At 60.3% G+C, this 25486-nt stretch carries 23 protein-coding genes and 2 pseudogenes; 13 read left to right on the forward strand and 12 right to left on the reverse strand.

Features of this window, described 5'->3' with window-relative positions; genetic code table 11:
• The first annotated feature begins 24 nt into the window (after positions 1–24).
• Together ACA041_RS29660 and ACA041_RS29665 are read left to right on the forward strand one after the other, a co-directional pair.
• Positions 25–1065, forward strand: coding sequence for a threonine aldolase family protein (locus ACA041_RS29660; protein ID WP_497438997.1), 1041 nt, complete (start codon positions 25–27; stop codon positions 1063–1065).
• A 234-nt stretch (positions 1066–1299) separates the two neighbouring features.
• Complete coding sequence (locus ACA041_RS29665; RefSeq protein WP_497438998.1) at positions 1300–2124, forward strand: SDR family oxidoreductase; 825 nt, start codon at positions 1300–1302, stop codon at positions 2122–2124.
• Between the two features lie 110 nt (positions 2125–2234).
• Here the strand turns inward: ACA041_RS29665 and gbcB are convergent, their stop codons facing one another.
• The gene (gene gbcB / locus ACA041_RS29670; protein WP_497438999.1) at positions 2235–3335 is read right to left on the reverse strand and encodes a glycine betaine monooxygenase reductase subunit; all 1101 of its coding nucleotides are present in this window, start codon (positions 3333–3335) and stop codon (positions 2235–2237) included.
• 283 nt (positions 3336–3618) lie between these two features.
• Here gbcB and gbca point away from each other — a divergent pair, with 283 nt between their 5' ends.
• Complete coding sequence (gene gbca, locus ACA041_RS29675) at positions 3619–4914, forward strand: glycine betaine monooxygenase oxygenase subunit (RefSeq protein WP_150745775.1); 1296 nt, start codon at positions 3619–3621, stop codon at positions 4912–4914.
• 128 nt (positions 4915–5042) lie between these two features.
• On the opposite strand, the pseudogene ACA041_RS29680 reads toward gbca, so the two are convergent.
• The 9 genes and pseudogenes from ACA041_RS29680 to ACA041_RS29720 form a co-directional block, all read right to left on the reverse strand.
• Positions 5043–5171: pseudogene (locus ACA041_RS29680) on the reverse strand (metallophosphoesterase); the annotation flags it as partial.
• A 734-nt stretch (positions 5172–5905) separates the two neighbouring features.
• Positions 5906–6772 carry an RHS repeat-associated core domain-containing protein gene (locus ACA041_RS29685; RefSeq protein WP_497439000.1) on the reverse strand — a complete coding sequence of 289 codons (867 nt, stop codon included), beginning with the start codon at positions 6770–6772 and terminating at the stop codon, positions 5906–5908.
• A 194-nt stretch (positions 6773–6966) separates the two neighbouring features.
• Positions 6967–7533: a GNAT family N-acetyltransferase gene (locus ACA041_RS29690; protein WP_497439001.1), complete on the reverse strand. Its 567-nt coding sequence runs from the start codon at positions 7531–7533 to the stop codon at positions 6967–6969.
• A 120-nt stretch (positions 7534–7653) separates the two neighbouring features.
• Positions 7654–8424 carry an electron transfer flavoprotein subunit beta gene (gene etfB / locus ACA041_RS29695; protein ID WP_497439002.1) on the reverse strand — a complete coding sequence of 257 codons (771 nt, stop codon included), beginning with the start codon at positions 8422–8424 and terminating at the stop codon, positions 7654–7656.
• A gap of 15 nt (positions 8425–8439) precedes the next feature.
• Positions 8440–9660 carry an electron transfer flavoprotein subunit alpha gene (etfA, locus tag ACA041_RS29700; RefSeq protein ID WP_497439003.1) on the reverse strand — a complete coding sequence of 407 codons (1221 nt, stop codon included), beginning with the start codon at positions 9658–9660 and terminating at the stop codon, positions 8440–8442.
• Positions 9660–11609, reverse strand: coding sequence for a dimethylglycine demethylation protein DgcB (dgcB, locus tag ACA041_RS29705; protein ID WP_497439004.1), 1950 nt, complete (start codon positions 11607–11609; stop codon positions 9660–9662). The genes etfA and dgcB overlap by 1 nt, the downstream gene beginning before the upstream one ends.
• A gap of 209 nt (positions 11610–11818) precedes the next feature.
• Complete coding sequence (dgcA, locus tag ACA041_RS29710; protein WP_497439005.1) at positions 11819–13879, reverse strand: dimethylglycine demethylation protein DgcA; 2061 nt, start codon at positions 13877–13879, stop codon at positions 11819–11821.
• Positions 13880–13894: 15 nt separating this feature from the next.
• Positions 13895–14425 (reverse strand): DUF5943 domain-containing protein, encoded by a 531-nt coding sequence (locus ACA041_RS29715; protein WP_027606002.1) that lies wholly within the window; start codon positions 14423–14425, stop codon positions 13895–13897.
• Between the two features lie 78 nt (positions 14426–14503).
• Entirely contained in the window at positions 14504–15481 is a 978-nt protein-coding gene (locus tag ACA041_RS29720) for a dipeptidase (protein WP_008033250.1), read from the reverse strand.
• Positions 15482–15727: 246 nt separating this feature from the next.
• Here ACA041_RS29720 and ACA041_RS29725 point away from each other — a divergent pair, with 246 nt between their 5' ends.
• From ACA041_RS29725 to ACA041_RS29735, 3 genes and pseudogenes are all read left to right on the forward strand, one after another.
• Entirely contained in the window at positions 15728–16126 is a 399-nt protein-coding gene (locus ACA041_RS29725; protein WP_497439006.1) for a lysozyme inhibitor LprI family protein, read from the forward strand.
• Positions 16127–16137: 11 nt separating this feature from the next.
• Positions 16138–16365, forward strand: a pseudogene (locus ACA041_RS29730) (helix-turn-helix domain-containing protein); the annotation flags it as partial.
• Between the two features lie 32 nt (positions 16366–16397).
• Positions 16398–16814 carry a DUF3010 family protein gene (locus tag ACA041_RS29735; RefSeq protein ID WP_497439007.1) on the forward strand — a complete coding sequence of 139 codons (417 nt, stop codon included), beginning with the start codon at positions 16398–16400 and terminating at the stop codon, positions 16812–16814.
• Positions 16815–16826: 12 nt separating this feature from the next.
• Here the strand turns inward: ACA041_RS29735 and ACA041_RS29740 are convergent, their stop codons facing one another.
• Complete coding sequence (locus ACA041_RS29740) at positions 16827–17786, reverse strand: GlxA family transcriptional regulator (protein WP_497439008.1); 960 nt, start codon at positions 17784–17786, stop codon at positions 16827–16829.
• 211 nt (positions 17787–17997) lie between these two features.
• On the opposite strand from ACA041_RS29740, the gene choX reads away from it, so the two are divergent.
• The 7 genes from choX (at position 17998) to aac(6') (ending at position 23875) form a co-directional block, all read left to right on the forward strand.
• Positions 17998–18942 carry a choline ABC transporter substrate-binding protein gene (choX, locus tag ACA041_RS29745; protein ID WP_497439009.1) on the forward strand — a complete coding sequence of 315 codons (945 nt, stop codon included), beginning with the start codon at positions 17998–18000 and terminating at the stop codon, positions 18940–18942.
• Positions 18943–19015: 73 nt separating this feature from the next.
• Positions 19016–19903, forward strand: coding sequence for a 3-dehydrocarnitine:acetyl-CoA trimethylamine transferase CdhC (gene cdhC, locus ACA041_RS29750; RefSeq protein ID WP_497439010.1), 888 nt, complete (start codon positions 19016–19018; stop codon positions 19901–19903).
• 131 nt (positions 19904–20034) lie between these two features.
• Positions 20035–21000: an L-carnitine dehydrogenase gene (locus ACA041_RS29755; protein WP_497439011.1), complete on the forward strand. Its 966-nt coding sequence runs from the start codon at positions 20035–20037 to the stop codon at positions 20998–21000.
• Between the two features lie 80 nt (positions 21001–21080).
• The gene (locus tag ACA041_RS29760; protein WP_497439012.1) at positions 21081–21557 is read left to right on the forward strand and encodes a thioesterase family protein; all 477 of its coding nucleotides are present in this window, start codon (positions 21081–21083) and stop codon (positions 21555–21557) included.
• 25 nt (positions 21558–21582) lie between these two features.
• Entirely contained in the window at positions 21583–22746 is a 1164-nt protein-coding gene (locus ACA041_RS29765) for a gamma-butyrobetaine dioxygenase (protein ID WP_497439013.1), read from the forward strand.
• A 350-nt stretch (positions 22747–23096) separates the two neighbouring features.
• Positions 23097–23357 (forward strand): hypothetical protein, encoded by a 261-nt coding sequence (locus ACA041_RS29770; RefSeq protein ID WP_497439014.1) that lies wholly within the window; start codon positions 23097–23099, stop codon positions 23355–23357.
• A 71-nt stretch (positions 23358–23428) separates the two neighbouring features.
• Entirely contained in the window at positions 23429–23875 is a 447-nt protein-coding gene (gene aac(6') / locus ACA041_RS29775) for an aminoglycoside 6'-N-acetyltransferase (protein WP_497439015.1), read from the forward strand.
• On the opposite strand, the gene gbdR is transcribed toward aac(6'), so the two are convergent.
• Complete coding sequence (gene gbdR / locus ACA041_RS29780) at positions 23876–24979, reverse strand: choline metabolism transcriptional regulator GbdR (RefSeq protein WP_497439016.1); 1104 nt, start codon at positions 24977–24979, stop codon at positions 23876–23878. It lies immediately after the preceding gene.
• Positions 24980–25486 lie beyond the last annotated feature (507 nt).

Below are 25486 nucleotides of genomic sequence, written 5' to 3' on the forward strand. Positions count from 1 at the left end.
GAGGTTCGACCACGGAAGCCGGCCATGACCGATAAGAGCCAACAGTTCGCCAGCGACAACTACTCCGGTATCTGCCCTGAAGCCTGGGCGGCCATGGAACAGGCCAACCACGGCCACCAGCGCGCTTACGGCGACGATGAGTGGACCGCTCGCGCGTCCGATCAATTCCGCAAACTGTTTGAAACCGACTGTGAAGTGTTCTTTGCCTTCAACGGCACCGCCGCCAACTCCCTGGCCCTGTCGTCGCTGTGCCAGAGTTACCACAGCGTGATCTGCTCGGAAACCGCCCACGTCGAAACCGACGAATGCGGCGCACCGGAGTTCTTCTCCAACGGCTCGAAGTTGCTCGTTGCCCGTACCGAAAATGGCAAGCTGACCCCGGAATCGATCCGTGAAGTCGCCCTCAAGCGCCAGGATATCCACTACCCCAAACCCCGCGTGGTGACCCTGACCCAGGCCACCGAAGTCGGCAGCATCTACACCCCCGAAGAAATCCGCGCCATCAGTGTCACTTGCAAGGAGCTCGGCCTGAACCTGCACATGGACGGCGCGCGGTTCTCCAACGCCTGCGCATTCCTGGGCTGCTCGCCGGCAGACCTGACCTGGAAGGCCGGTGTCGACGTGTTGTGCTTCGGCGGCACGAAAAACGGCATGGCGGTGGGTGAAGCGATCCTGTTCTTCAACCACAAACTGGCCGAAGACTTCGATTACCGCTGCAAACAGGCCGGACAGCTGGCTTCCAAGATGCGCTTCCTGTCGGCACCCTGGGTCGGAATTCTGGAAAACGACGCCTGGCTCAAATACGCCCGCCACGCCAACCACTGCGCGCAATTGCTGGCCGAACTGGTCAGCGACATTCCAGGCGTGGAACTGATGTTCCCGGTGCAGGCCAACGGCGTATTCCTGCAACTCTCGGAACCGGCAATCGCCGCGCTGACGGCCAAGGGCTGGCGCTTCTACACTTTCATCGGCAACGGCGGCGCACGCTTCATGTGCTCGTGGGATACCGAAGAGGAACGTGTACGGGAATTGGCGGCGGACATTCGCGAAGTGATGTCCCGCTAAGCCGCAACCCTACCCCCTGTGGCGAGGGAGCTTGCTCCCGCTCGGCTGCGCAGCAGTCGTAAAACCAGCCAATGCGGTCTGCCTACAGACCGCATTCTCAGACTTTGGGTCTGCTTCGCAGCCCAGCGGGAGCAAGCTCCCTCGCCACAGTGACCGCGTACACCTGAAGACTTCGTCTACATTGACTGGCGAGCCGTTCCATTCGCTCAGATAACAACAATCAGGAGCGCACGCATGTCACTACAAGGCAAGACCCTGTTCATCACCGGCGCCAGCCGCGGGATCGGTCGCGAGATCGCGCTGCGGGCCGCGCGCGACGGTGCCAATATCGTGATTGCCGCCAAAAGCGCCGAACCCCATCCCAAGCTGCCGGGCACGATTTTCAGTGTGGCGCAGGAAGTCGAAGCCGCCGGCGGCAAGGCGTTGGCCTTGCAAGTGGACGTACGCGATGAAGTCGCGGTGCGTGAGGCGCTGGCCCAGGCCAACGAACACTTCGGCGGCATCGATGCACTGGTCAACAACGCCGGCGCGATCAAGCTGACCGGGGTGCAACACATCGAGCTCAAGCGCTTTGATCTGATGCACCAGATCAACACCCGCGCCGTGCTGCTGTGCAGCCAGGCCGCCCTGCCGTACTTGAGAAAGAGCAGCGGCCACATTCTCAACCTGTCCCCGCCGCTGAACCTGGCGACCAAGTGGTTTGCCCAGTACAGCCCCTATACCGTGACCAAATACGGCATGAGCATGCTGACCCTGGGCATGAGCGAGGAATTCAAAAACTACGGCATCAGCGTCAACTCGCTGTGGCCGCAGACGATGATTGCGACCGCTGCGATCGAGTTTCAACTCGGGTCACGCGAGTCGTTCAAACACGCACGAACGCCCGCGATCATGGCGGATGCCGCCCACGTCATTCTGGACAGCAGCGGCTGCAGCATCACCGGTCGGCTGCTGATTGATGAAGAGATTCTGCGGGAAAATGGCGTGACCGAATTCGATCATTACCGCTTCGAGCCCGGCACCAACGACAAGCTGATGCCGGATTTGTTTGTGGACTGAAATACCAACCCTTGTGGGAGCGAGCCTGCTCGCGAAAGCGCCGGTACATTCACCACCGCTATCGCGAGCAGGCTCGCTCCCACAGGTTCGGTGCTAACTGGCAACCGATATCAGAACTCGATGCGCACGTCGCCCTTCGGCACGCTGCAGCACGACAGGATGAACCCCTCGGCTTCGTCTTCTTCGGTAATCCCGCCGTTGTGGTCCATTTCGACCTCGCCACCGAGTTTCAACACCTTGCACGTGCCGCAGATCCCCATCCCGCACGCCTTCGGAATCAACAGACCGAGCTTGGCCGCTGCGGCATGCACGGTTTCACCCGGCGCCACACGAATGCTCTTGCCGGACGCCGTGAATTCCACCTGGTGCAGATCCGCCACGTCGATGTCCGGTGCGTCCGCTGCGATTTCGGCCTGCTCCACCGCATCGGCGCGAGCTTCCGGTGGCGTCGCGCCGAAGGATTCTTCATGATATCGCGACATGTCGAAACCGATGGTCTCGAGCATTCGTTTGACAGCGTTCATGTACGGGGTCGGGCCGCAGCAGAAGACTTCCCTCTCAAGGAAGTCCGGTGCCATCAACTCAAGCATTTTCTGGTTCAGGTAACCGCGATATCCGGCCCACGGCTCACCCAGGCCATGCTTCTCGCAGATCAGGTGCAGGCTGAAGTTGTCGATCCGCGACGCCATGTGTTCCAGCTCGCGGTGGTAGATGATGTCCTTGGGCGAGCGGGCGCTGTGGATAAACACCATGTCGACGTTGCCGTTGGTGTCGTAAAACCAGCGCGCCATCGACATGACCGGCGTGATACCGACGCCGCCGCTGAGGTACAACACCTTCGGCGCGGTGAAGTCCATGGCGTTGAACAGCCCGACCGGGCCGTGTACTGCCAGCTCCTGGCCTTCATGCAGAGTGTCGTGCAGCCAGTTCGAGACCTTGCCGCCCGGCACGCGTTTGATCGTTACCGAAAAGCTGTACGGCACCGAGGGCGAGCTGGAAATGGTGTAGGAGCGCATGATCGGCACGCCTTCGATTTCCAGCTCCAGGGTGACGAATTGCCCCGGCTTGAAGAAGAACAGGATCGGCTGGTCAGCCATAAAGCAGAAGGTGCGCACATCCCAGGTTTCCTGGATGACTTTGACGCAACGGACGATGTGTCGACCATTGGCCCAGGTCTGGGTGGTTACCGGATTCAGGAAGCTGTTGGACATGCTGTTCTCCACCGCCGATGGTCGGCCTTATGTTGGCGATTCTGCGTATAGCGCGAACCACCCATTTACCTATCTGCGACATTCACATACTTATCGCGACCAGCCCCCAACTACCGGGGGTTGCGCGTCGGGAACAGATTGGGCCATGTCGCCCATGGATAAGGTTCTGGCCAGCGCCGGCCCCACACTCGCCCCATACCAATACATAATCCTTACACCTTGCGTAGTAACCCTGATTAGCCACTTTCGCCGGCCACACAGAATGGCCTTGAGGATCAAATCGATGGACGTCACCGCAAAAATCAGCCTGGGCGATCCGCTGGAACCCGCACGCAAGGCCACCGCGCAGATGCTGCAAGAGCGCGAGCGTACTTTCTCGCTGCCGCAGCCGTTTTACTCTGACGAGCGGCTGTTTGATATCGACATGCAGGAAATCTTCCAGAAAGAGTGGCTGATCGCCGGCATGACCTGCGAGATCCCGACCAAGGGCAACTACCTGACCCTGCAAATCGGCAAGAACCCGATCATCGTGATTCGCGGCGCCGAAGGCGTGGTGCATGCGTTCCACAACGTTTGCCGTCACCGCGGTTCGCGGCTATGCACCAGTGAAAAGGGCAAGGTCGCCAAGCTGGTCTGCCACTACCACCAGTGGACCTACGAGCTGGACGGTCGCCTTCTGTTCGCCGGCACCGAAATGGGCGCCGACTTCGACATGAAGCAGTACGGCCTCAAGCCGGTGAACGTGAAGACTGCCGGCGGCTACATCTTCATCAGCCTGGCGGAGAACCCGCCGGCCATTGATGACTTTCTGTCGACGCTGAACCATTACATGGAACCGTACGACATGGAAAACACCAAGGTGGCGATTACCACCACCTTGATGGAAAAGGCCAACTGGAAGCTTGTGCTGGAAAACAACCGCGAGTGCTACCACTGCAACGCGTCGCACCCGGAACTGCTGAAAACCCTGCTGGAGTGGGATGACGTCACCGACCCGCGCGCCGACCAGGCGTTCAAGGACCACGTCGCCGCCTCCGCCGCCGCCTGGGAAGCCGAGAAAATCCCTTACGCCCACGCCAGCTTCGGCCTGCGTAACCGCATCGTGCGCATGCCGCTGCTCAAGGGCACCGTGTCGATGACCCTGGACGGCAAACAAGGCTGCGCCAAACTCATGGGCCGCATCAAGAACCCGGACCTGGGCTCGATGCGCATCCTGCACCTGCCGCACTCGTGGAACCACTGCATGGGCGATCACATCATCGTCTTCACGGTGTGGCCGATCAGCGCCCAGGAAACCATGGTCACCACCAAGTGGGTCGTGCACAAGGACGCGGTCGAAGGCGTGGACTACGACGTGGAGCGCATGCGCCAGGTCTGGGATGCGACCAACGACCAGGACCGTCGCCTGGCGGAAGAGAACCAGCGCGGGATCAACTCCACGGCGTACCAGCCAGGGCCTTATTCCAAGACCTATGAGTTTGGTGTGGTGAACTTTGTGGACTGGTACAGCGAGCGCTTGCTGAACAACCTTGGGGCTGAGCCTGCGCCGTACCTCAAAGGTGTTCCGGTTCAGGGCTGATTAAGATCAAAAGCTTCGCGAGCAAGCCCGCTCCCACAGTGGATCGGTGGCGTACACAAGTTTTGTGAACGACGCAGATCAAGTGTGGGAGCGGGCTTGCTCGCGTAAGCGGCCTTACATTCACCCGATCAACTCGAAGACCACCGCACACTGCCATCCTCACCAATAAACTCTTCCACGATGCACTCCTCCACCAACCGCACCTTCACATAACCATTCAACACCCGATCCGGGTACGCCTCATCCCGCGCGTTCTCCCTGAACCGGATGTGGATAAGTGACGGCTGTCTTGTGCCGTGCGAGTGAAAACAGGTGACCGATCGAAGTCAGGAAGGGCCTTGGAACTGTATGAAATCTGATCTATTGCGTTCAGGCCTATGCGGAACGTGGCTTGCAGGGTTTGGCGAACAAGTTATCCACAACTCCACCCACAGCAAATGGGGACAAGTGTGGAATCGGTGAAAATTTTATTCACAGAATGCGAAGAAAATCCGTGACTTATCGGGAACAAGGGTTCTTGACAACAATTGGTTGTTTTTTGACCTAAAGCCTACAAGCCACGGTTTACCTGGCCCACAGAGGATGGCGAACACCTTATCCACAGAAGCGCCAACAGACTTTGGGGGCAACTACGGCAGATCTGTGGAAAACCGCTCAAAGCCGTGAAAAACAGGGCTTCGCAGGAGGTTTATCGGTGTAAAACAAGGTTTTGATCGTTTTTTGATCAACAGCCTGATAAGTCCGTTTTACATGGCCTACAGCGGACAGCAAACATCTTATCCACAGAAGCGCCAACAGAGATTGGGGGCAAGTATTGGCTCGCCGACAAACTTATCCTCTGGAAAAAGCTCGAAAAAACCGTGGGTTAGGCTGAGTGTTTTTTGTACGACTGGCTGCAGGGCTTGGTTTGCATAGGCTGGAGCCAGGGGCGAACAGGTTATCCACAGAAGCGCTAACAGGGTTTGTGGGTAACCAAGCTCGACCTAAAAAATTAGCGCGTTCTGATGGCAATACTGGACGCAAACGGCGGGGTCTCGGCCGAGCCTGCCAGCGGTACGCGACTTGGTAATGCAGTATTAGAGGGTGATATGACATTGAGAGACATTGAATTACCGCCTCCAACACCTGCTGCAGTTCCTGTCGGTGTTGCTCTGGACATCCCGAATACACTTCTCAAGTTTCCTCTGACAGTCGCCCATAGCGCACCTCTCTGATAGGCCGCACGGGCTGTCACAGCTACCCGTGTGAAAAGACCACCCACAGATAATGCTATTCCTACATTGGAGACATATGTACCGGCCGCTACCCCTCCTAACTGAAGGAGAGCGCCAGCAGCACTGGTAGCAGAGCCAGCCAAGCTGGCACGAACGCCTTGCAACGCCAAACCGGTAGCCTTCGGTGCCAGCAATAGCCCTGCTGGAATCCCGACATGCAAGGCTGCAGTCAGAGATCGCTGAATTAGTTGAGAAATCGCCAAGCCGAACTCACCGGTTGGATCTGTGAAGTTGACCGGGTCCCCCACGCAGTAAACATAAGGATTCAATCCGCCCTTACTAAACGGACTCAACCGGTCCGGGCTATGAAAGCGCATCAACACCGGGTTATACACACGGTGACCATTACCCAGGTGATACCAGCCCGTTGGCCGCTCCATGAGCTGTCCACTGAAGCCAAGCCTGCTTTGCGCTGCAAGCAGGCTGCTCTGGGAACCATAGGGGGTATAGGCAAGACGATTCGGACCCGTGCGGTCCAGTTCAGCGAGGATGGTCTGTTGCAGATCAGGCGCCAGCAACAGGGTTCGCGAAAAGGCCACAGCAGGAGAGCGGACAAGACCTCGGGTTTGACGAGGAGCGGGCATCGACAGCGTCCTTTTGCAGACGTAATTGACCCGCAGTGCTTCGGCAACTTCGCGGGTTGATCGGGCGATCACCCAGCTCAGGGTAAGCGGGCATCACCTGTTCATCAACGTAACAAACCACCCGCAAAACCGACACTAGCAGTTCTGCTAGGATCACCCTCAAACCCGACGAAGGAAAGCCGCAGACACCAATCCTACGGTCGATACATCAGATAGGCCTCACCCGTCACCCGAATCATCGGATGCGGCGTGACCTGGCAGGTATCGACGATCCGGAAGCCATGTCGCTCGTAAAACCGACGAGCGCCGGTGTTCACGGCGTAGTCGATCAGGCTCAAGCCATTGAGCTCGAGCTGGTTGGCACGATCATAGGCGTAGTCGAGCAATTGCTTGCCCAGGCCCAGGTTGCGCCAGCCCTCATGCAGCGCCAGGCTGGAAATGTAGAGGGTGTCGGGGATTTCCATCGTCGCGTATGGCGCCAGGACCGGGTCGGTCACAGGCGGTGCCAGCGGATCGTGACGCATCACGTAGCTATGCATCATGCCAATGACCTGGCCGTCGGACTCTGCAATCAGGCAGTTCTGCCAGGAGAAGTCCACGTTGTCACGGGCATATCGAAGGGTGCCGACGTCCAGCAGATCCTGACCGGGCTCCGCCAACTGGCTCCAGATGTAGTCCGCGGCGCCCTCTGATGTGATCTGAAACAAACGAGCAATCTCACGCGCATCCGCACGCACGGCCGAACGAAACTCAACTGCCATTATTTTTCCCTTGTGGGAGCGAGCCTGCTCGCGAAGAGGCGTCATCTCCAACATCAATTTGACTGACAGACTGCATTCGCGAGCAGGCCGCTCCCACATTGGATCTGTGCCGATTAGCTGTTAACGGACCACGCCTTCTTCGATCAGGAGCTTGAGAATCGCCTCGGCCCCCGCCTCGGGACTCAGCCCTTTGAGGACCTGCCCACCGCCGCCACTGGCCTTGGCCGTGGCCGCTTTCATCCGGTCCGCGCCGCTCTTGGCCTTGATCACCTTCAAACGTTTAGGCCGTGGTTTGGCCGGTTGCAGGGTGGCGACCGCCAGCAGTTCATCGTCGATCACTTCGACTTCATCCGCCTGCAACACCCCGCGTCGGGCCGGGCCGTAAGCGCTCTGCCGAGGTTTCGGCGCAGCGTTATCCACCGTCGCGAGAAACGGTAGCCGCACTTTCAAACGACGACGCTGACCGCGTGGTAAAGCTTGCAGCACCAGCGCCGAACCGCCGTCGATGGATTCAACTTGAGCCAGCCCTACGACGAGCGGCCAGCCCAGATTCTCCGCCAGCAGGAACGGCAACATGCCCGAGCCTTCGCCGGTTTCCGCCTGGCTGCCGGTCAGCACGACCTGAGCTCCGGCATCACGCAAATACGCGGTCAATGCCGGCAGTGCATCGGCGCCTGAAGGTTGTTCAAGCACATGCAACTGCTCCAGGCCCATGCCCAGATAAGCGCGCAGCGCAGGTTCCGCGACGTCGCCGGCATGCAGCACTTGCAGGTTATCCCCAGCCAGTTGCAGACCCAGTTCCACCGCCCGCGCATCCTGTTCCGCGCGACGTGGCCGGCCGGAGGTCGGGTGGGCGCCGATGGACACCAGGCTGATGATTTTCGTGCTCATAACCCTTTCCTTTCCTTAAGCCGCATCGCGCTTGGCTTCGTTGCGGTAAGCCTCTACCGCCGCGATCAAAGCTTGAAGAATCTCCGCGCTTTCGCCGATCACCGACAGGTCGGCCCGTTTGATCATGTCGCAGCCAGGGTCGAGGTTGATCGCCACCACCTTGTCGCAGGCACCGATGCCTTGCAGGTGCTGGATCGCCCCGGAAATCCCCACGGCCACGTAGACCCGTGCAGTGACCCAGGTGCCGGACGCGCCAACCTGCCGGTCGCGAGCCATGAAGCCGTCGTCCACCGCCACCCGGGACGCGCCCTCGGTAGCGCCCAACGCTTCGGCCGTCCTGTGGAAAAGTCCCCAATCCTTGACCCCGTTGCCGCCGGAGAAGATGAACTCGGCTTCGGCCATCGGAATGGCCGCCGGATCCACTGCCACCGCGCCCAGATCTTCGATGCGCGACAGACTGCGGGCGACGGCTGTGGATAACTCCACGTGCAAAGCTTCGTGACGGGTTTCGCTGACCGGCTCGGCGCATTCGACGGCGGCCAGGATCAAGCGTGCCACCGGGCGCGCCAAGTCTTGCAAGCCTGCACCGGCACGGCCGATGCATTCCTGATCCTTGACCTGCCAGACTCGCGTGGCCGGGCGTTCACCCAGGGCAGCGGCAAAGCGCCTACCCAATTCGCCACCGCCGCTGCGACTGTCCGGCAGCAACCAGTGACGCGGGCTGAACTGGTTATCCACAGCCCGCAGGCCCTGGACCCGTTGTTCCGGTGCATAACCGCTGAATTCATCGCCATCGAGCACCAGCAAGCGATCGACGCCCGCAGTGGCGAAGGCATTTTCTTTGTGTTCACCGAAGACCACGGCCAATACCGCACCGTCCTTGCCCGCCAGCTGATGCGCCAGGCCGAGCAGGTCGCGGTCGTGGCTGCTCAAGCGGCCACCGACCATGTCCGGCACCACGTTGATGTAAAACGCCGGCTGCGGCACCTGATGCAGCGGCAGTTGCACTTCAACCGCGGCCGAGCGTTTGGCCGCCCCGCCCTGTTGCGCGCCGCTGCGGTCGATCCGTTTAATGCCGTTGGGGCCGATAAAACCGATGCCATGGGGATTCTTGCGGATGACACCGTTAGGCCCCATCCAGCTGTGCTGCACCGGCTGCATCGCCGCGTGCAGCGGGTGCAGGCGATTGCGGGCGATCCATTCAGCGCGCGGGTCGCGGCGGATAATGTCGCTCATCAGTGGGCCTCCGCAGGTTCACGTTTGGCCGGCGTAGACGGCTTGTTCGGCGCTGCGTCTTCGAGCAACGCGTCAGCCACCAGTTCGGCGATGTCCTTGATCAGCGGACGCGGTTCGACCACGCCTTCGAGCATCGCGGTGCATTGTGGGCAACCCACCGCCACCAGTTCGGCGCCGGTTTCGCGGATGTCTTCCATGCGCATGTCGGGGATCCGTTGCTTGCCCGGAATGTCGGTGATCGGCGCACCGCCGCCACCGCCGCAGCAGCGCGAACGGAAACCGGAGCGTTGCATCTCTTTGACTTCAATTCCGAGTGCTCGCAGTACTTCACGTGGCGCCTCGTACTCACCGTTGTAGCGGCCGAGGTAGCACGGGTCGTGATAGGTCACGCTGCTGCCTTTGTGCTGGCCAAGGTTCAGGGCGCCAGCGCCGATGATTTCCGCCATGTAGGTGCTGTGGTGCTGCACGAGGTAGTTGCCGTCGAAGGCGCCATATTCGTTTTTCAGCACGTGGAAGCTGTGCGGGTCACAGGTGACGATGCGGTTGAAGCTGTACTTGGCCAGGGTCTGGATGTTGCGTTTGGCCAACAACTGGAAGGTCGCTTCATCGCCCAGACGTCGGGCCACGTCGCCGCTGTCGCGCTCTTCGAGGCCGAGTACCGCGAAGTCGATTTTCGCCGCTTTCAGCACTTTGACGAACGCGCGCAGGGTGCGCTGGTTGCGCATGTCGAAGGCGCCGTCGCCGACCCAGAACAGCACGTCGGTGGATTTCTTTTCGCTGAGCAAATTGAGGTTCAAGTCCGCCGCCCAGTTCATCCGTCCGCCCGGGGCGAAGCCGCCCGGGTTGTCGGTGGCGATCAGGTTTTCCAGGACTTCGGCGCCCTTGTTCGGGGTCGCGCCTTTTTCCAGGGTCAGGTGGCGACGCATGTCGACGATGGCATCGACGTGCTCGATCATCATCGGGCACTCCTCGACGCAGGCGCGGCAGGTGGTGCAGGACCACAGGGTTTCAGCGTCCACCAGACCGTTGATGATCGGTTGATGCGGGTTGCCCGCGTGTTCACCGATTGGTTTGCCTGGGTAAGGGCTGCCGGCGAACTTGGCATCCGTACCACCGGCGAGGCCGACGACCATGTCCTGAATCAGTTTTTTCGGGTTCAGCGGCTGGCCGGCGGCGAAGGCCGGGCACGCGGCTTCGCACTTGCCGCACTGCACGCAGGCGTCGAAGCCAAGCAGCTGGTTCCAGGTGAAATCCTTGGGTTTCTCCACGCCGAGCGGCGCGTTCGGGTCATTCAGATCCAGCGGCTTCAAACCGGTGGAACGACCACCACCAAAACGTTCGGCGCGACGGTGCCAGGCCAGGTGCAGCGCCCCGGCGAAAGCGTGCTTCATCGGCCCGCCCCAGGTCATGCCGAAGAACATTTCCGACACGCCCCAGAGCACGCCCAGGCCCAGCAATGCGGCCAGCAACCAGCCGCCGAAGTCCACTGGAAGAATCCCGGCCACCGGCAAGGTCACCAGGAAGAAGCTGACCGAGAACGCCATCAGGCTTTTCGGCAGGCGCATCCACGGGCCTTTCGACAACCGTGCTGGCGGATTGCGCCGACGCAGGTAAACGAAGACCGCGCCGCCGAACATCAGCACCGATGCCAACAGCAAGGCGTAGCCAAGAATGCGGTTATGCAGGCCGAAACCGTGCACCAGAATCGCCAGCACCGCCGCCAGCACAAAGCCGCCAGCCGTAGCGACGTGGGTATTGGCGATGTATTTGTCCCGCGCGACGACGTGGTGCAAATCGACCATGTAGCGCTTGGGCATGGCGAACAGGCCGCCGATCAGGTCGACTTTCGAAGCCCGGCCCCGGCGCCACATGGCCACCCGCCGCAACGCGCCCAGGACAGCCAGGCCCAGGGCGGCGAACAACAGGATTGGAAGAAGGGTGTTCAACATGGTGGAGCTCCCAAAGACCTCGGAGTCATGTGCGCGCCGGTAAGAGCGACGTACTTACTTGTGGCGAGGGAGCTTGCTCCCGCTGGAGTGCGAAGCGCTCCCAAAACAGTCGCCGGTGCCTATTTGATGCACCCCGACTGCAGGTTTTGGGGCCGCTTCGCAGCCCAGCGGGAGCAAGCTCCCTCGCCACATGTGATGGTGGTTATCCGTTAGAAATCCTTGCAGAGCCGCAACGCGTCGTAGATCGCCGCGTGCACGTTGCGTTGCGCCACGCAGTCGCCGATGCGGAACAGCAAGTAGCCATCGCCGCTCTGTTCCAGGCAAGGTTGCGGCTTGATTGCGAACAAGGCTTCGACGTCGATCTGGCCCTTGTTGCGCGAGCCTTCCTTCATCGCGTAGTAGATCTCTTCGTCCGGGCGCACGCCGTTTTCGACCACCACCTGGTCCACCACCCGCTCCTCTTTGGCGCCGGTGTATTCGTTTTCCAGGACCGCGATCAGCTTGTCGCCTTCGCGGTAGACCTTCTCCAGCATCATGTCGCCGGTCATGATCACTTCTTTCGGGTACATGCTGCGGTAGTAGGTCGGGAACGATGTGCCGCCAATCGCCACGCCGGGCTTGATGTCGTCGGTGACGATCTCGACCTGGCTGCCTTTGTCGGCCAGGAAGTCGGCCGTCGACATGCCGGTGAACTCGCAAATGGTGTCGTAGACCAGCACGTTCTTGCCCGGTGCAACCTTGCCATCGAGGATGTCCCAGCTGCTGACCACCAGGCCTTCAGCCGCGCCCCAGTGTTCGTTCTGCTCCAGGAAGGGGTGACCGCCGACGGCGAGCACGACCACGTCCGGGCGCAGGTCGAGAATGGTCGGCGCATCGGCCGCCACGCCCAGGCGCAGGTCGACCTTCAATCGCGCCAGTTCAAGCTGATACCAGCGCGTGATACCGGCGATCTGGTCCCGTTGCGGTGCTTTCGACGCGGTGGTGATTTGCCCGCCAATGAATTCCTTTTTCTCGAACAAAGTCACGTCGTGGCCACGCTCGGCAGCCACACGTGCGGCTTCCATCCCGGCAGGGCCGGCGCCGACCACCACGACTTTGCGTTTCACGCCCGTGGTCTTTTCGATGATGTGCGGCAGGCCCATGTACTCGCGGGATGTCGCAGCGTTCTGGATGCACAACACGTCCAGGCCCTGGTACTGCCGGTCGATGCAGTAGTTGGCGCCGACGCATTGTTTGATCTGGTCGATCTGACCCATTTTGATCTTGGCGATCAGGTGCGGGTCGGCGATGTGGGCGCGAGTCATGCCCACCATGTCGACGTAACCGCCTTCCAGGATACGGGTGGCCTGGTTCGGGTCCTTGATGTTCTGCGCGTGCAGCACTGGAGCCTTGACCACCTCTTTGATACCGGCCGCCAGGTGCAGGAACGGCTCCGGCGGATAGCTCATGTTCGGGATCACGTTGGCCAGGGTGTTGTGGGTGTCGCAACCCGAACCCACGACTCCGATGAAGTCCAGCATGCCGGTATCGTCGTAGTACTTGGCGATCTGTTTCATGTCCTCGTGGGACAAGCCATCCGGGTGGAATTCGTCACCGCACAGACGGATGCCGACGCAGAAATCCGGCCCGACTTCGGCGCGCACGGCCTTGAGCACTTCCAGGCCGAACCGCATGCGATTCTCGAAACTGCCGCCCCATTCGTCCGTACGTTTGTTGACCCGCGGGCTCCAGAACTGGTCGATCATGTGCTGGTGCACCGCGGACAATTCGACGCCATCCAGGCCCCCGGCCTTGGCCCGGCGAGCGGCCTGCGCGTAATTGCCGATCACCCGCCAGATTTCTTCCGGCTCGATGGTTTTGCAGGTGGCACGGTGCACCGGCTCACGTACGCCAGACGGCGACATCAGCGTCGGCCAGTTGAAGCCGTCCCAGCGTGAGCGACGGCCCATATGGGTAATCTGGATCATGATCTTCGCGCCATGCTTGTGCATGGCGTCGGCGAGATTCTGGAAGTGCGGAATGATGCGGTCGGTGGAAAGGTTCACCGAACTCCACCACTCCTGCGGGCTGTCGATCGCCACCACGGAAGAACCGCCGCAAATCGCCAGGCCGATCCCGCCCTTGGCTTTCTCTTCGTAATACTTGACGTACCGGTCGGTGGTCATGCCGCCGTCGGTCGCGTAGACCTCGGCGTGCGCGGTGCTGAGCACGCGGTTGCGGATGGTCAGTTTGCCGATCTGGATCGGCTGGAACATTGCTTCGAAAGCCATGGCGGGATCCTCGACTTACAACGGCTTGACGGTGAACAAACCGTCATCGTGGCCTTCTTCGGAGCCACCGTAGACTTGTTCGGCAACCGTACGGATCTGGCTGCCGCGGGCTTGCAGAATCTGGTCCATGGCACCGGCGAACCAACCGGTGAACATGTAGTCGACCTTGCGCCCGACCTTGCCGTACACGTAGACGAACGCGGAGTGTTCGAGCTTGACGCTGGCGGTGCCCTTGTCGAGGTCGATGTCCTGAATCTTGAACAGGCCCCAGCCCCGTTGCGACAGGCGTTTCATGTAGTGCTCGAACACCGCGACGCCTTCCAGGCCATGGCACTCGGCCTCTTTTTCACACCAGTGCCAGGCGGACTTGTAGCCGGCCTTGTAGAGGATTTCGGCGTAGGCTTCGGCGCCCAGCACTTCCTCGATGCCCATATGATTGTTGACGAAGAAATGACGCGGCACGTACAGCATCGGCAGTGCGTCGGAGGTCCAGACACCGGTCTCGCTGTCGACTTCGATTGGCAATTGCGGGGCGATCTTGGCCATGGAAACTTAACTCCAGAAAAATTTTGGTATTGCCTGCGGCGCGAATGGCCGCAGGTAAGGATTCAGAAGTGCGGCGGCTTATTCGCCCCAGACGTCTTTCAGGACGTTCACCCAGTTCTCGCCCATGATCTTGCGCACCACGCGCTCGGAATGGCCGCGTTTGAGCAGGGTTTCGGTCAGGTTCGGGAACTCGCCGACGGTGCGGATGCCCAGCGGGTTGATGATCTTGCCGAAGCTGGTCAGACGGCGGGCGTAGCCCTTGTCATGGGTCAGGTATTCGAAGAAGTCCTGGCCATGGCCCTGGGTGAAGTCGGTGCCGATGCCGATGGCATCTTCGCCGACGATGTTCATGGTGTATTCGATGGCTTCGGCATAATCGTCGATGGTCGAATCGATGCCCTTGGCCAGGAACGGTGCAAACATGGTCACGCCGACGAAACCGCCGTGGTCGGCGATGAACTTCAGCTCTTCGTCGGATTTATTGCGCGGGTGAATTTTCAGGCCCGACGGCAGGCAATGGGAGTAGCAGACCGGTTTCTTCGATTCGAGGATGACTTCTTCGGACGTTTTCGAGCCAACGTGGGACAGGTCGCACATGACGCCAACGCGATTCATTTCGGCGACGATTTCACGACCGAAACCCGACAGGCCGCCGTCGCGCTCGTAGCAACCGGTACCGACCAGGTTCTGGGTGTTGTAGCACATCTGCACGATACCGACGCCCAGCTGCTTGAACACCTCGACATAGCCGATCTGGTCTTCAAAGGCGTGAGCATTCTGGAAACCGAAGAGAATCCCGGTCTTGCCCTGCTCCTTGGCTTTGCGGATGTCGGCAGTGGTGCGCACCGGAATCACCAGGTCGCTGTTCTCGCGGATCAGCTTCTGGCTGGCGGCGATGTTGTTGACGGTGGCCTGGAAGCCTTCCCACACCGACACGGTACAGTTGGCTGCGGTCAGACCGCCCTTGCGCATGTCTTCAAACAGCTCACGGTTCCACTTGGCAATAATCAGCCCGTCGATAACGATGCTGTCGGCGTGCAATTCGGCTGGGCTCATCAGGCTGTCCCCTATTAGCGATTCATGCGCCGAATCGTATGCCGGCGCTTTGGGGCCAGCATATGCCTGAGGACCGGGGCAGCCGGGTGCAAAAACGACAGGGGAATTGCCGAAAGCGTCAATCCGCGACAAAGGGTCGTCAGCCGGCTGGATAAGCCACCTGTTCAAGCCCGTGCGCATACGCGAGAATCCATCGCATCACCGGATGTTTTACTGATGCTTCATTGAATAAGGGGCGGCAACGCAATGAAATCGATCTTCTTGGCTTTGGCACTGATAGCGACTGGCGTACAGGCTGAAGAGGCCGATGACAACCCCTGCGACGCCGTCGAAAACGAAATTCAGACCCTGGAATGCTCGGCCTACAGCCGAACCACAGCCGAAGACTTGCTCAAGGAAAACTACCAGAGCCTGAACGAGCGCATGCAGACGCTCTACGGCAAGAACCAGGCGCAACTGGCCGACGTCACCGCCAGGATCAAGACGTCTCAGCAACAGTGGCTCAAGACCCGGGACGCGGATTGCGCGGTCGAGGCGTTCCCGGCGACCAGCGGCAGCAAGGCGTTCAACATTGCGCAGAATGATTGCGTGGCACGGATGAGTGATGAGCGGTCGGAGTTTCTGGAGTCGATCGGACAGCAGTAAACACAAGAATGGAGAATCATTTGATCCCGCACGAAGTAGTCAGCCGCCTTGTCGATGGGGTACTCCCTGTTCAAGCCTGGCGCGAACACCTGAACCTTACACAGGATGAAGTGGCCAGACGCATGGGCATTTCCCAGCCGGCCTTCGCCCAGCAAGAGAGCGTCGCCAAGCCGCGCAAGGCGACCCGTGAGAAGATTGCCGCGGCTTTTGGCATCACCGCCAGCCAACTAGAGCTGTAAGCTGCACGCCAGCATCGGGAAAAGGGATTGATATGAACATCTGCGGCATCGAAATCAAAGGCAGCGAAGCGATTATCGCGGTGGCCTCCCTCGACGGCCTGGCGCTGAGCCATGTCGCCCTGGCCACCAAGAAAATCGCCCTCGACGATGACGACGAGGCGGCGAACGTCAAAGTGTTTGCGGCTCAAGTGGCGTCGTTTGTGCGGGAGAATTCCATCGATCGGATCGCGATCAAGAAACGCAGCAAGAAAGGCGAGTTTGCCGGTGGGCCGACCACGTTCAAGATCGAAGGGGTTTTCCAGTTGCTGGAGAGTTGTGAGGTGACGCTATTGTCGCCGCAGACGATCAATGCGCAGAACAAGAAGTTCGATTTTGCGCTGCCGGCGACGCTGAACAAGTATCAGCATGAGGCGTACAAGGCGGCGTGTTCGGCCTTAATGAAAAAGTAAGATCAAAGCAGATCAAATGTGGGAGCGGGCTTGCTCGCTCCGTCGTCGGTCTTCCCGCGGACACCGCGCAAACCGCGCCCGATAACTGCGGGTGAAATACGACGGCGATTCAAACCCGCACGCAATACTCACTTCCAGCACACTCATGTCCGTTTGCCGCAACAATTGTCGCGCCTTCTCCAGCCGTAACCGCAGGTAGAAGTTGCTCGGCGTGTCGTTCAGGTGCAGCCGAAACAATCGCTCCAACTGCCGCCGAGTCACCTTGATCGATTCCGCCAGTTCCAGCGTACTCAACGGCGGCTCGCTGTGCTGCTCCATCTCACCTATCACCTGCACCAGTTTCTTGTTGCTGAGGCCATAACGCGTGGCGACTTCCATGCGCTGGTGGTCTTTGCGCGGACGAATGCGCCCCAGTACGAATTGTTCACTGACCTGGATCGCCAGCTCGGGGCCGTGGGCCTGTCCGATGAGGTCGAGCATCAGGTCGATGGAAGCGGTGCCGCCGGCGCAGGTGATACGGCGGCGGTCGATCTCGAACAGTTCCTGGGTGACGCTGAGCTGCGGGTAGGACTCTTTGAACGCGTCAATGGCTTCCCAGTGCAGGGTCAGGCGATGGCCGTCGAGCAAGCCGGCTTCGGCGAGGACGAAGCTGCCCGTATCGATGGCGCCGAGGGTCACGCCTTCGTTGTCCAGGCGGCGCAACCAGTGCTCCAGCACCGGGGTGGCGAATTTCAGCGGTTCGAAACCGGCGACTACCAACAGGGTGGCGCCTTTCTTCAGCGGTTCCAGCGCCGCGTCGGCGTTGACCGACATGCCATTGCTGGCCAGAACCGCGCCACCGTCGGCGCTGAGCACATGCCAGCGATACAGCTCGCCGCGAAAGCGATTGGCGACCCGCAGCGGCTCGATCGCTGAGATAAACCCGATGGCCGAGAAACCCGGCATCAACATGAAGTAAAAATCCTGGGACATGGAGCGCACTCGATAGGCGGGTAACGTGAGGGCGGGTAGCGTGTGGACGTTGATACGCCACTTGCCGACGGCATTCAAGAGGACAGGTCGCCGCAGTGCAAGAGCTGGTCGCCGTAGTGCGCTTTCACGGGGGCTATGCTGCGTAACTTGAGCATCACCGGCGCACGAAGACGCCCGGACCCACAATAACGAACTGCCGAGGAACCCCGACATGAAACGACTGATCAGCAGCTGTGTTCTTGCACTCAGCGGTACCGCCTTGTTGAGCGCCAGTGTCATGGCGGCCGAACCCGCGTCGTGCCAGAACGTACGTATGGGCGTCGTGAACTGGACCGACGTGATAGCCACCAGCGCCATGACGCAGGTCCTGCTCGACGGCCTCGGCTACAACACCAAACAAACCAGCGCGTCCCAGCAAATCATCTTCGCCGGGATCCGCGACCAGCGCCTGGACCTGTTCCTGGGCTATTGGAACCCGCTGATGACCCAGACCATCACGCCGTTCGTCGACGCCAATCAAGTCAAGGTGCTTGAAGCGCCAAGCCTCAAGGACGCCCGCGCCACCCTCGCCGTACCGACTTACCTCGCCGACAAGGGCCTGAAAACCTTCGCCGACATCGCCAAGTTCGAAAAAGAACTGGGCGGCAAGATTTACGGCATCGAGCCAGGCTCGGGCGCCAACACCCAGATCAAGGCGATGATCGCCAAGAACCAGTTTGGCCTCGGCAAGTTCCAGCTGGTCGAGTCCAGCGAGGCCGGCATGCTCGCGGCGGTGGATCGCGCCGTTCGCCGCAAAGAAGCCGTGGTGTTCTTCGGCTGGGCGCCGCACCCGATGAACGTCAACGTGCAGATGACTTACCTCACCGGCAGCGAAGACGCCCTCGGCCCGAACGAAGGCATGGCCACGGTCTGGACCGTCACCGCGCCGAAATACTCCGAACAATGCCCGAACATCGGCAAATTGCTGAGCAACCTGACTTACACCGCCGAAGACGAGAGCCGGATGATGCAGCCGCTGCTGGATCACAAGGACGCCTTCGAATCGGCCAAACAATGGCTGAAAGATCACCCCCAGGACAAGCAACGCTGGCTCGAAGGCGTGACCACCTTCGATGGCAAACCCGCGGCTGAAAACCTGAAATTGACGACCAAATAAACCCGATCGAACCCCCGATTCGCAGCCCCACCGGGCTGCGAACGGAACCATCACGCCTGCAAGGAACCGCCTCATGAACCACGACGTCATCATCACCTGCGCACTCACCGGTGCTGGCGACACGACCGCCAGAAGCCCACATGTGCCGGTCACCCCGAAACAAATCGCCGCGGCCGCCGTGGAAGCTGCCAAAGCTGGCGCCACCGTGGTCCATTGCCACGTTCGCAATCCCGAAACCGGCAAGTTCAGCCGTGACGTGGCGCTCTACCGCGAAGTGATGGAGCGCATCCGCGAGGCTGACGTCGACATCATCGTCAACCTCACCGCCGGCATGGGCGGCGACCTGGAGATCGGCGCGGGCGAGAACCCGATGGAGTTCGGCCCCAATACCGACCTGGTCGGCCCACTGACCCGCCTGGCCCACGTTGAAGAGCTGCTGCCGGAAATCTGCACCCTCGATTGCGGCACCCTGAATTTCGGCGATGGCGACACCATCTACGTGTCCACTCCGGCCCAGCTGCGTGCCGGCGCCAAACGCATTCAAGAGCTGGGCGTGAAAGCCGAGCTGGAAATCTTCGACACCGGTCACCTGTGGTTCGCCAAGCAGATGATCAAGGAAGGCCTGCTGGACAACCCATTGTTCCAGCTGTGCCTGGGCATCCCGTGGGGCGCGCCGGCTGACACCACCACCATGAAAGCCATGGTCGACAACCTGCCGGCCGACGCGGTCTGGGCCGGGTTCGGCATCGGTCGCATGCAGATGCCGATGGCGGCGCAAGCGGTGCTGCTGGGCGGCAACGTTCGGGTCGGTCTGGAAGACAACATCTGGCTGGACAAGGGCGTACTGGCGACCAACGGCCAATTAGTCGAACGCGCCTCGGAAATTCTCAGCCGCCTCGGTGCCCGGGTTCTGACACCGGCTGAAGGCCGGGCAAAAATGGGCCTGACCAAGCGCGGCTAAACCTCACACATAACCCCTGTAGGAGCGAGCTTGCTCGCGAAAAAGGTACAGCCGACGCCACTCGGCGCCTGGAACACCATCGCGAGCAAGCTCGCTCCTACAAGGATCACCGAATTCTTCAGGACGCTGCTATGACCTTTATCACCGAAATCAAAACCTTCGCAGCCTTGGGCAGCGGTGTCATCGGCAGCGGCTGGGTGTCCCGCGCCCTGGCACACGGCCTCGACGTAGTGGCCTGGGACCCGGCGCCCGGTGCCGAAGCCGCCCTGCGCAAGCGCGTCGCCAATGCCTGGGGCGCGCTGGAGAAACAAGGCCTTACGCCTGGCGCCTCGCAGGATCGGTTGCGCTTTGTCGCCACTATTGAAGAATGCGTGCGCGATGCGGACTTCATTCAGGAAAGTGCGCCCGAGCGTCTGGAACTGAAACTGGAATTGCACAGCAAAATCAGTGCGGCGGCCAAGCCAAATGCGCTGATCGGTTCCAGCACCTCCGGCCTGCTGCCGAGTGAATTCTACGAGAGCTCGACCCACCCGGAACGTTGCGTGGTGGGGCATCCGTTCAACCCGGTTTATCTGCTGCCATTGGTGGAAGTGGTCGGCGGCAGGAACACTGCGCCCGAAGCCGTGCAAGCGGCGATGAAAGTGTACGAATCCCTCGGAATGCGTCCGCTGCATGTGCGCAAGGAAGTCCCTGGTTTTATCGCCGACCGCTTGCTTGAAGCGCTGTGGCGTGAAGCGCTGCACCTGGTCAACGACGGCGTGGCGACCACTGGCGAAATCGACGATGCGATTCGTTTTGGCGCGGGGCTGCGCTGGTCGTTCATGGGAACGTTTTTGACTTACACCCTGGCCGGTGGCGATGCGGGCATGCGCCACTTCATGGCGCAGTTCGGGCCGGCATTGCAATTGCCGTGGACTTATCTGCCGGCGCCGGAACTGACCGACAAGTTGATTGATGATGTGGTGGATGGCACCAGTGATCAGCTGGGTACGCACAGCATTTCGGCGCTGGAGCGCTATCGTGATGATTGCTTGCTGGCGGTGCTGGAGGCGGTGAAAACCACCAAGGAGAAGCATGGGATGGCGTTCAGCGAGTAATTAGCCAGCAGAACCGGCCCCTTCGCCGGCAAGCCGGCGAAGGCGGCAGTCCAGTCACCACACATCTTGGATTACTCATCATGCCCACCCTTACCACCTACCAAACCACAATCATCCCCGACTGGGTCGACTACAACGGCCACCTGCGCGATGCCTTCTACCTGCTGATCTTCAGCTACGCCACCGACGCCTTGATGGATCGCCTGGGGCTCGACAGCGACAACCGCGAAGCCAGCGGCAACTCGCTGTTCACCCTCGAACTGCACCTCAATTACCTGCACGAAGTGAAGCTCGATGCCGAGGTCGAAGTGCACACCCAAATCATCGGCCATGACAGCAAACGACTGCATCTGTACCACAGCCTGCATTTGTCGGGCGATGCCAAGGAACTGGCGGGTAACGAACAAATGCTGCTGCACGTCGACCTCGCCGGGCCGCGCTCCGCACCGTTCAGCGAAGAGACCCTGAGCAAACTGCAAGCCATCGTCGCCGAACAGGCCGAACTGCCCACCCCCGCCTACATTGGCCGCGTGATCGCTCTACCCCCGGCAAAATAACCAACACCGAACAAGGAGATCGCCATTGAACACTGCCACCGCTTTTGCCGACTTCCGTACTTATCCGTTGATCAGCGCGTTGGCAGGCGTGCAGACCTTGGCGGATCGCGTTCTGGTGAAGTGGGCCGATGATCGGATCAGCCCCTTTCATCACCAATGGTTACGGGACAACTGCCCGTGCCCGCTGTGCGTCTACACCGTGACTCGCGAGCAGGTGCTGGAAATCGTCGATGTCGAAGACGATCTCGTTCCGGCAGAGACGAGCGTCGACGCCGAAGGTTGCCTCTGCGTCACATGGCAGGACGGCCACCGCAGCCGCTTCGATCCGGGCTGGCTACGGGCCCACGCCTATGACGATGAGTCCCGCGCCGAGCGCCGTGCCGGCAAACCGAAAGCCAGGCTTTGGCACAGCGATTTGCAGTTGCCGGTGTTTGACTACCAGGCGTTGATGAATGACAACAACGCCTTGTTTCAGTGGCTGCTGGCAGTACGCGACATCGGCCTGACCCAGGTCCGTGGCGTGCCCACCGAGCCCGGCTCGCTGAAGCTGATCGCTCAACGGATTTCCTTCATCCGCGAGAGCAATTTCGGCGTGCTGTTCAACGTGCAGTCCAAGGCCGATGCCGACAGCAACGCCTACACCGCCTTCAACCTGCCGCTGCACAGCGACCTGCCGACCCGGGAGCTGCAACCGGGGCTGCAATTTCTGCATTGCCTGATCAATGACGCGGACGGTGGCGAGAGTATTTTCGTCGACGGTTTTGCCATCGCCGAAGCCTTGCGCCAGGAAGATCCCGAGGCGTTTCAAGCCCTGTGCGAGATCCCCGTGGAGTTTCGCAATAAGGACCGTCATAGCGATTACCGCCGCCTCGCACCGATCATCGCCCTGGATGCTTTTGGACAGGTGTCGGAAATCCGCATGGCTAACTTTCTGCGTGGGCCGTTCGATGCGTCGGTGGAGCAGATGCCCAAGCTGTATCGCGCTTATCGGCGGTTTATTGCCATGACCCGCGAACCTCGATTCCGGTTGATGCAAAGGCTCAATCCCGGGGAACTGTGGTGTTTCGACAACCGCCGCACCCTCCATGCCCGCAATGCTTTCGACCCGGCCACGGGCGCCCGGCATTTTCAGGGTTGCTATGTCGACCGGGATGAATTGTTGTCGCGTATTTTGGTGTTACAACGCTAGACCGCGTCAGTCGAGCGCGACCCCGGCGTCTTCGCGAGCAAGCCCGCTTGCTCGCGAAGACGCCAGTACAAACACCTTATATCTCCCTGATTCACAGGCAAAAAAAACCCCGATCAAGCCGTGACAGGATCGGGGCAGAGGTGGGTACTGTTGAGGAGCCGTTGCGCGAGGGTGACCAAACCTTCGTGAAGCCAGCTGAATCCAGTGTGCCCCCTCCTCTCTCTGACAAGTTAGCCGAAAACGACATGTTCATAGCCATTGCGGCCATTGCGACAAATCGCCCTTGCCGCCACCCCGCGCCCCTACCAGAATCGAGCCAAGACAACGTTCCCAAAAGAAGGATTTGCGTCATGATGCACGCCGATTTGATTGACCAGGAAGACCTGTTGGGCCAACTGAAGTCGTTGGGTTTCCAAGTACCGAGCGGCTCCACCGCCGAGCAGGCTTGCGAGTGTGCGGTGCGAGGCTTGAACGATGAACGGGCGATGACGCTGCGCACCATGGTCAAGCAGATGTACACCAGCAGCGCGACCATCCTGCCGGCGGTGCGCCAGGCTATCGACAGGCAATTGCTACCGGCATTGGCGGAGTATCAGCAAAGCCGCACTTAACCGACGGCATTGGTGAGTTCATGGCCCGGTTGTTAGAGTGCAGGCCATTCTGACAACCGGAAATCCCACTAATGATTCGAATCGAACGCTGCCTGAGCGCGGAGCAACCCGGTTGGTTGAAGCTGCGTCAGGAGCTCTGGCCGCAATGCACAGCGCAGGAGCATCTTGAGGAAATCACCGGACTTACCGCCGAACCGCAACGCTACGCCAATTTCATTGCCTATCACGCCAACGGGCACGCCCTCGGCCTGGCCGAGGCTTCGCTACGCAGCGATTACGTCAACGGTACAGACACTTCGCCCGTCGTGTTTTTGGAAGGCATTTATGTCGACAGCAAATATCGTCGCCAGAACATTGCCGGGCAGTTGATCGCTACCGTCGCGGATTGGGGACGCTGCAAAGGTTGCCTGGAGCTGGCCTCTGATACGTCAGTCGAAAACGAGCTGAGCCAGACCGTGCACAAAGCGCTAGGGTTCAAAGAAACCGAGCGCGTCGTGTTTTTTAAACTCGACCTCTGACTACAGCCTTACGCTAGCGAACGTCGACTCATTGCGCGCCTGACTCAACGCCGACAACGGCCCTGACAATGGCGACAGCACCAGCGCCTGCGGCAGCGGCATCATTGCCACTTGCTGCGTGGTGTTGGAGCCGACTCGCTCGTCGCGTGGCGGAATGCCGAAGTATTCGCGGTAGCACTTGGAGAAGTGCGGCGTAGACACAAATCCGCACACCGATGCCACTTCGATGATCGACATCGGCGTTTGCTTGAGCAGCTGCCTGGCGCGGATCAAGCGCAGTTTCAGGTAGTAACGCGACGGCGAGCAGTGCAGGTACTTCTGGAACAACCGCTCCAGCTGACGACGGGAAACGGCGACATACACCGCCAGTTCGTCGAGGTCGATCGGCTCTTCCAGGTTGGCCTCCATCAGCGCGACGATTTCCTGCAGCTTCGGCTGGTTGGTGCCGAGCATGTGCTTGAGCGGCACGCGCTGGTGATCCTGCTCGTTGCGGATGCGCTCGTAGACGAACATTTCCGAGATCGCGGCCGACAGTTCACGCCCGTGATCGCGGCTGATCAGGTGCAGCATCATGTCCAGCGGTGCGGTGCCGCCGGAGCTGGTGAAACGGTTACGGTCGAGGGTAAACAGTCGGGTACTCATGGCCACACGCGGGAAGGCTTCCTGCATTGAGGCCAGGCATTCCCAGTGCACGCTGCAGTCGAAGCCGTCCAGCAGGCCGGCGCAGGCCAGGGCCCAACTGCCGGTGCAGACCGCGCCGAGACGGCGCGACTGACGCGCCTGGCCTTGCAGCCACGACACGTGTTCGCGGGTAACAGTGCGCTGGATGCCGATGCCGCCGCAGACAATGATGGTGTCCAGTGAGGGCGCTTTGTGCATGGAGCAGTCGGGGGTGATCTGCAGACCGTCACTGGCCCAGACCTGACCGCCATCGACGGTGATCGTGGTCCAGCGATACAGCTCGCGACCGGACAATTGGTTGGCCATGCGCAGTGGTTCTACTGCGGAGGCCAGAGAAATTAGCGTGAAATTGTCCAGCAGCAAAAAGCCGATGGATTGAGGCGCACGGTTCTGGGGTTGAGCCCCGGAGTTGAACGTCGTCATCGCAGTATCTCCTCACACAAAGCGGGTGATGGCCTCAGGCGGAGGCTCTTGTTATGGCCATCGTTCTCGCGTGGGAGACGGGCTTTGTAATGACAGAGCAATTGCCATGCCTAAAATTGAATGCGCGTTCAATAACTCCTGAAAACGACGTCGGAATGTGTCTATATATGACGCGGATGGAGTCGGGATTTTAAGTGCCATCAATGGCGGCAAGTGCTCTGTACCGTTGCGTGTGAGCAAATCGGTAGCACTTGTGGGAACAGGGCTGCGGCGCAGCTGGAAAGAGTGTCACCACAAGCACGGGTGACGGACGGTTGCGACCGGTTTTTATCCTTGCCCTGGGGAGGGCGGCTTATCTGTAAGCGACGCGCCAAAACGTGGCGCGTTTTGAATCGGGTGTTCACTTTGCGCGCAGTTTTGACTGGTCTGACGCCTTCGCGAGCAGGCTCGCTCCCACAGTGGATTTGTGACCGACACAGATCAAGTGTGGGAGCGAGACCGGCTTGC

Source organism: Pseudomonas sp. LBUM1676, assembly GCF_059695605.1.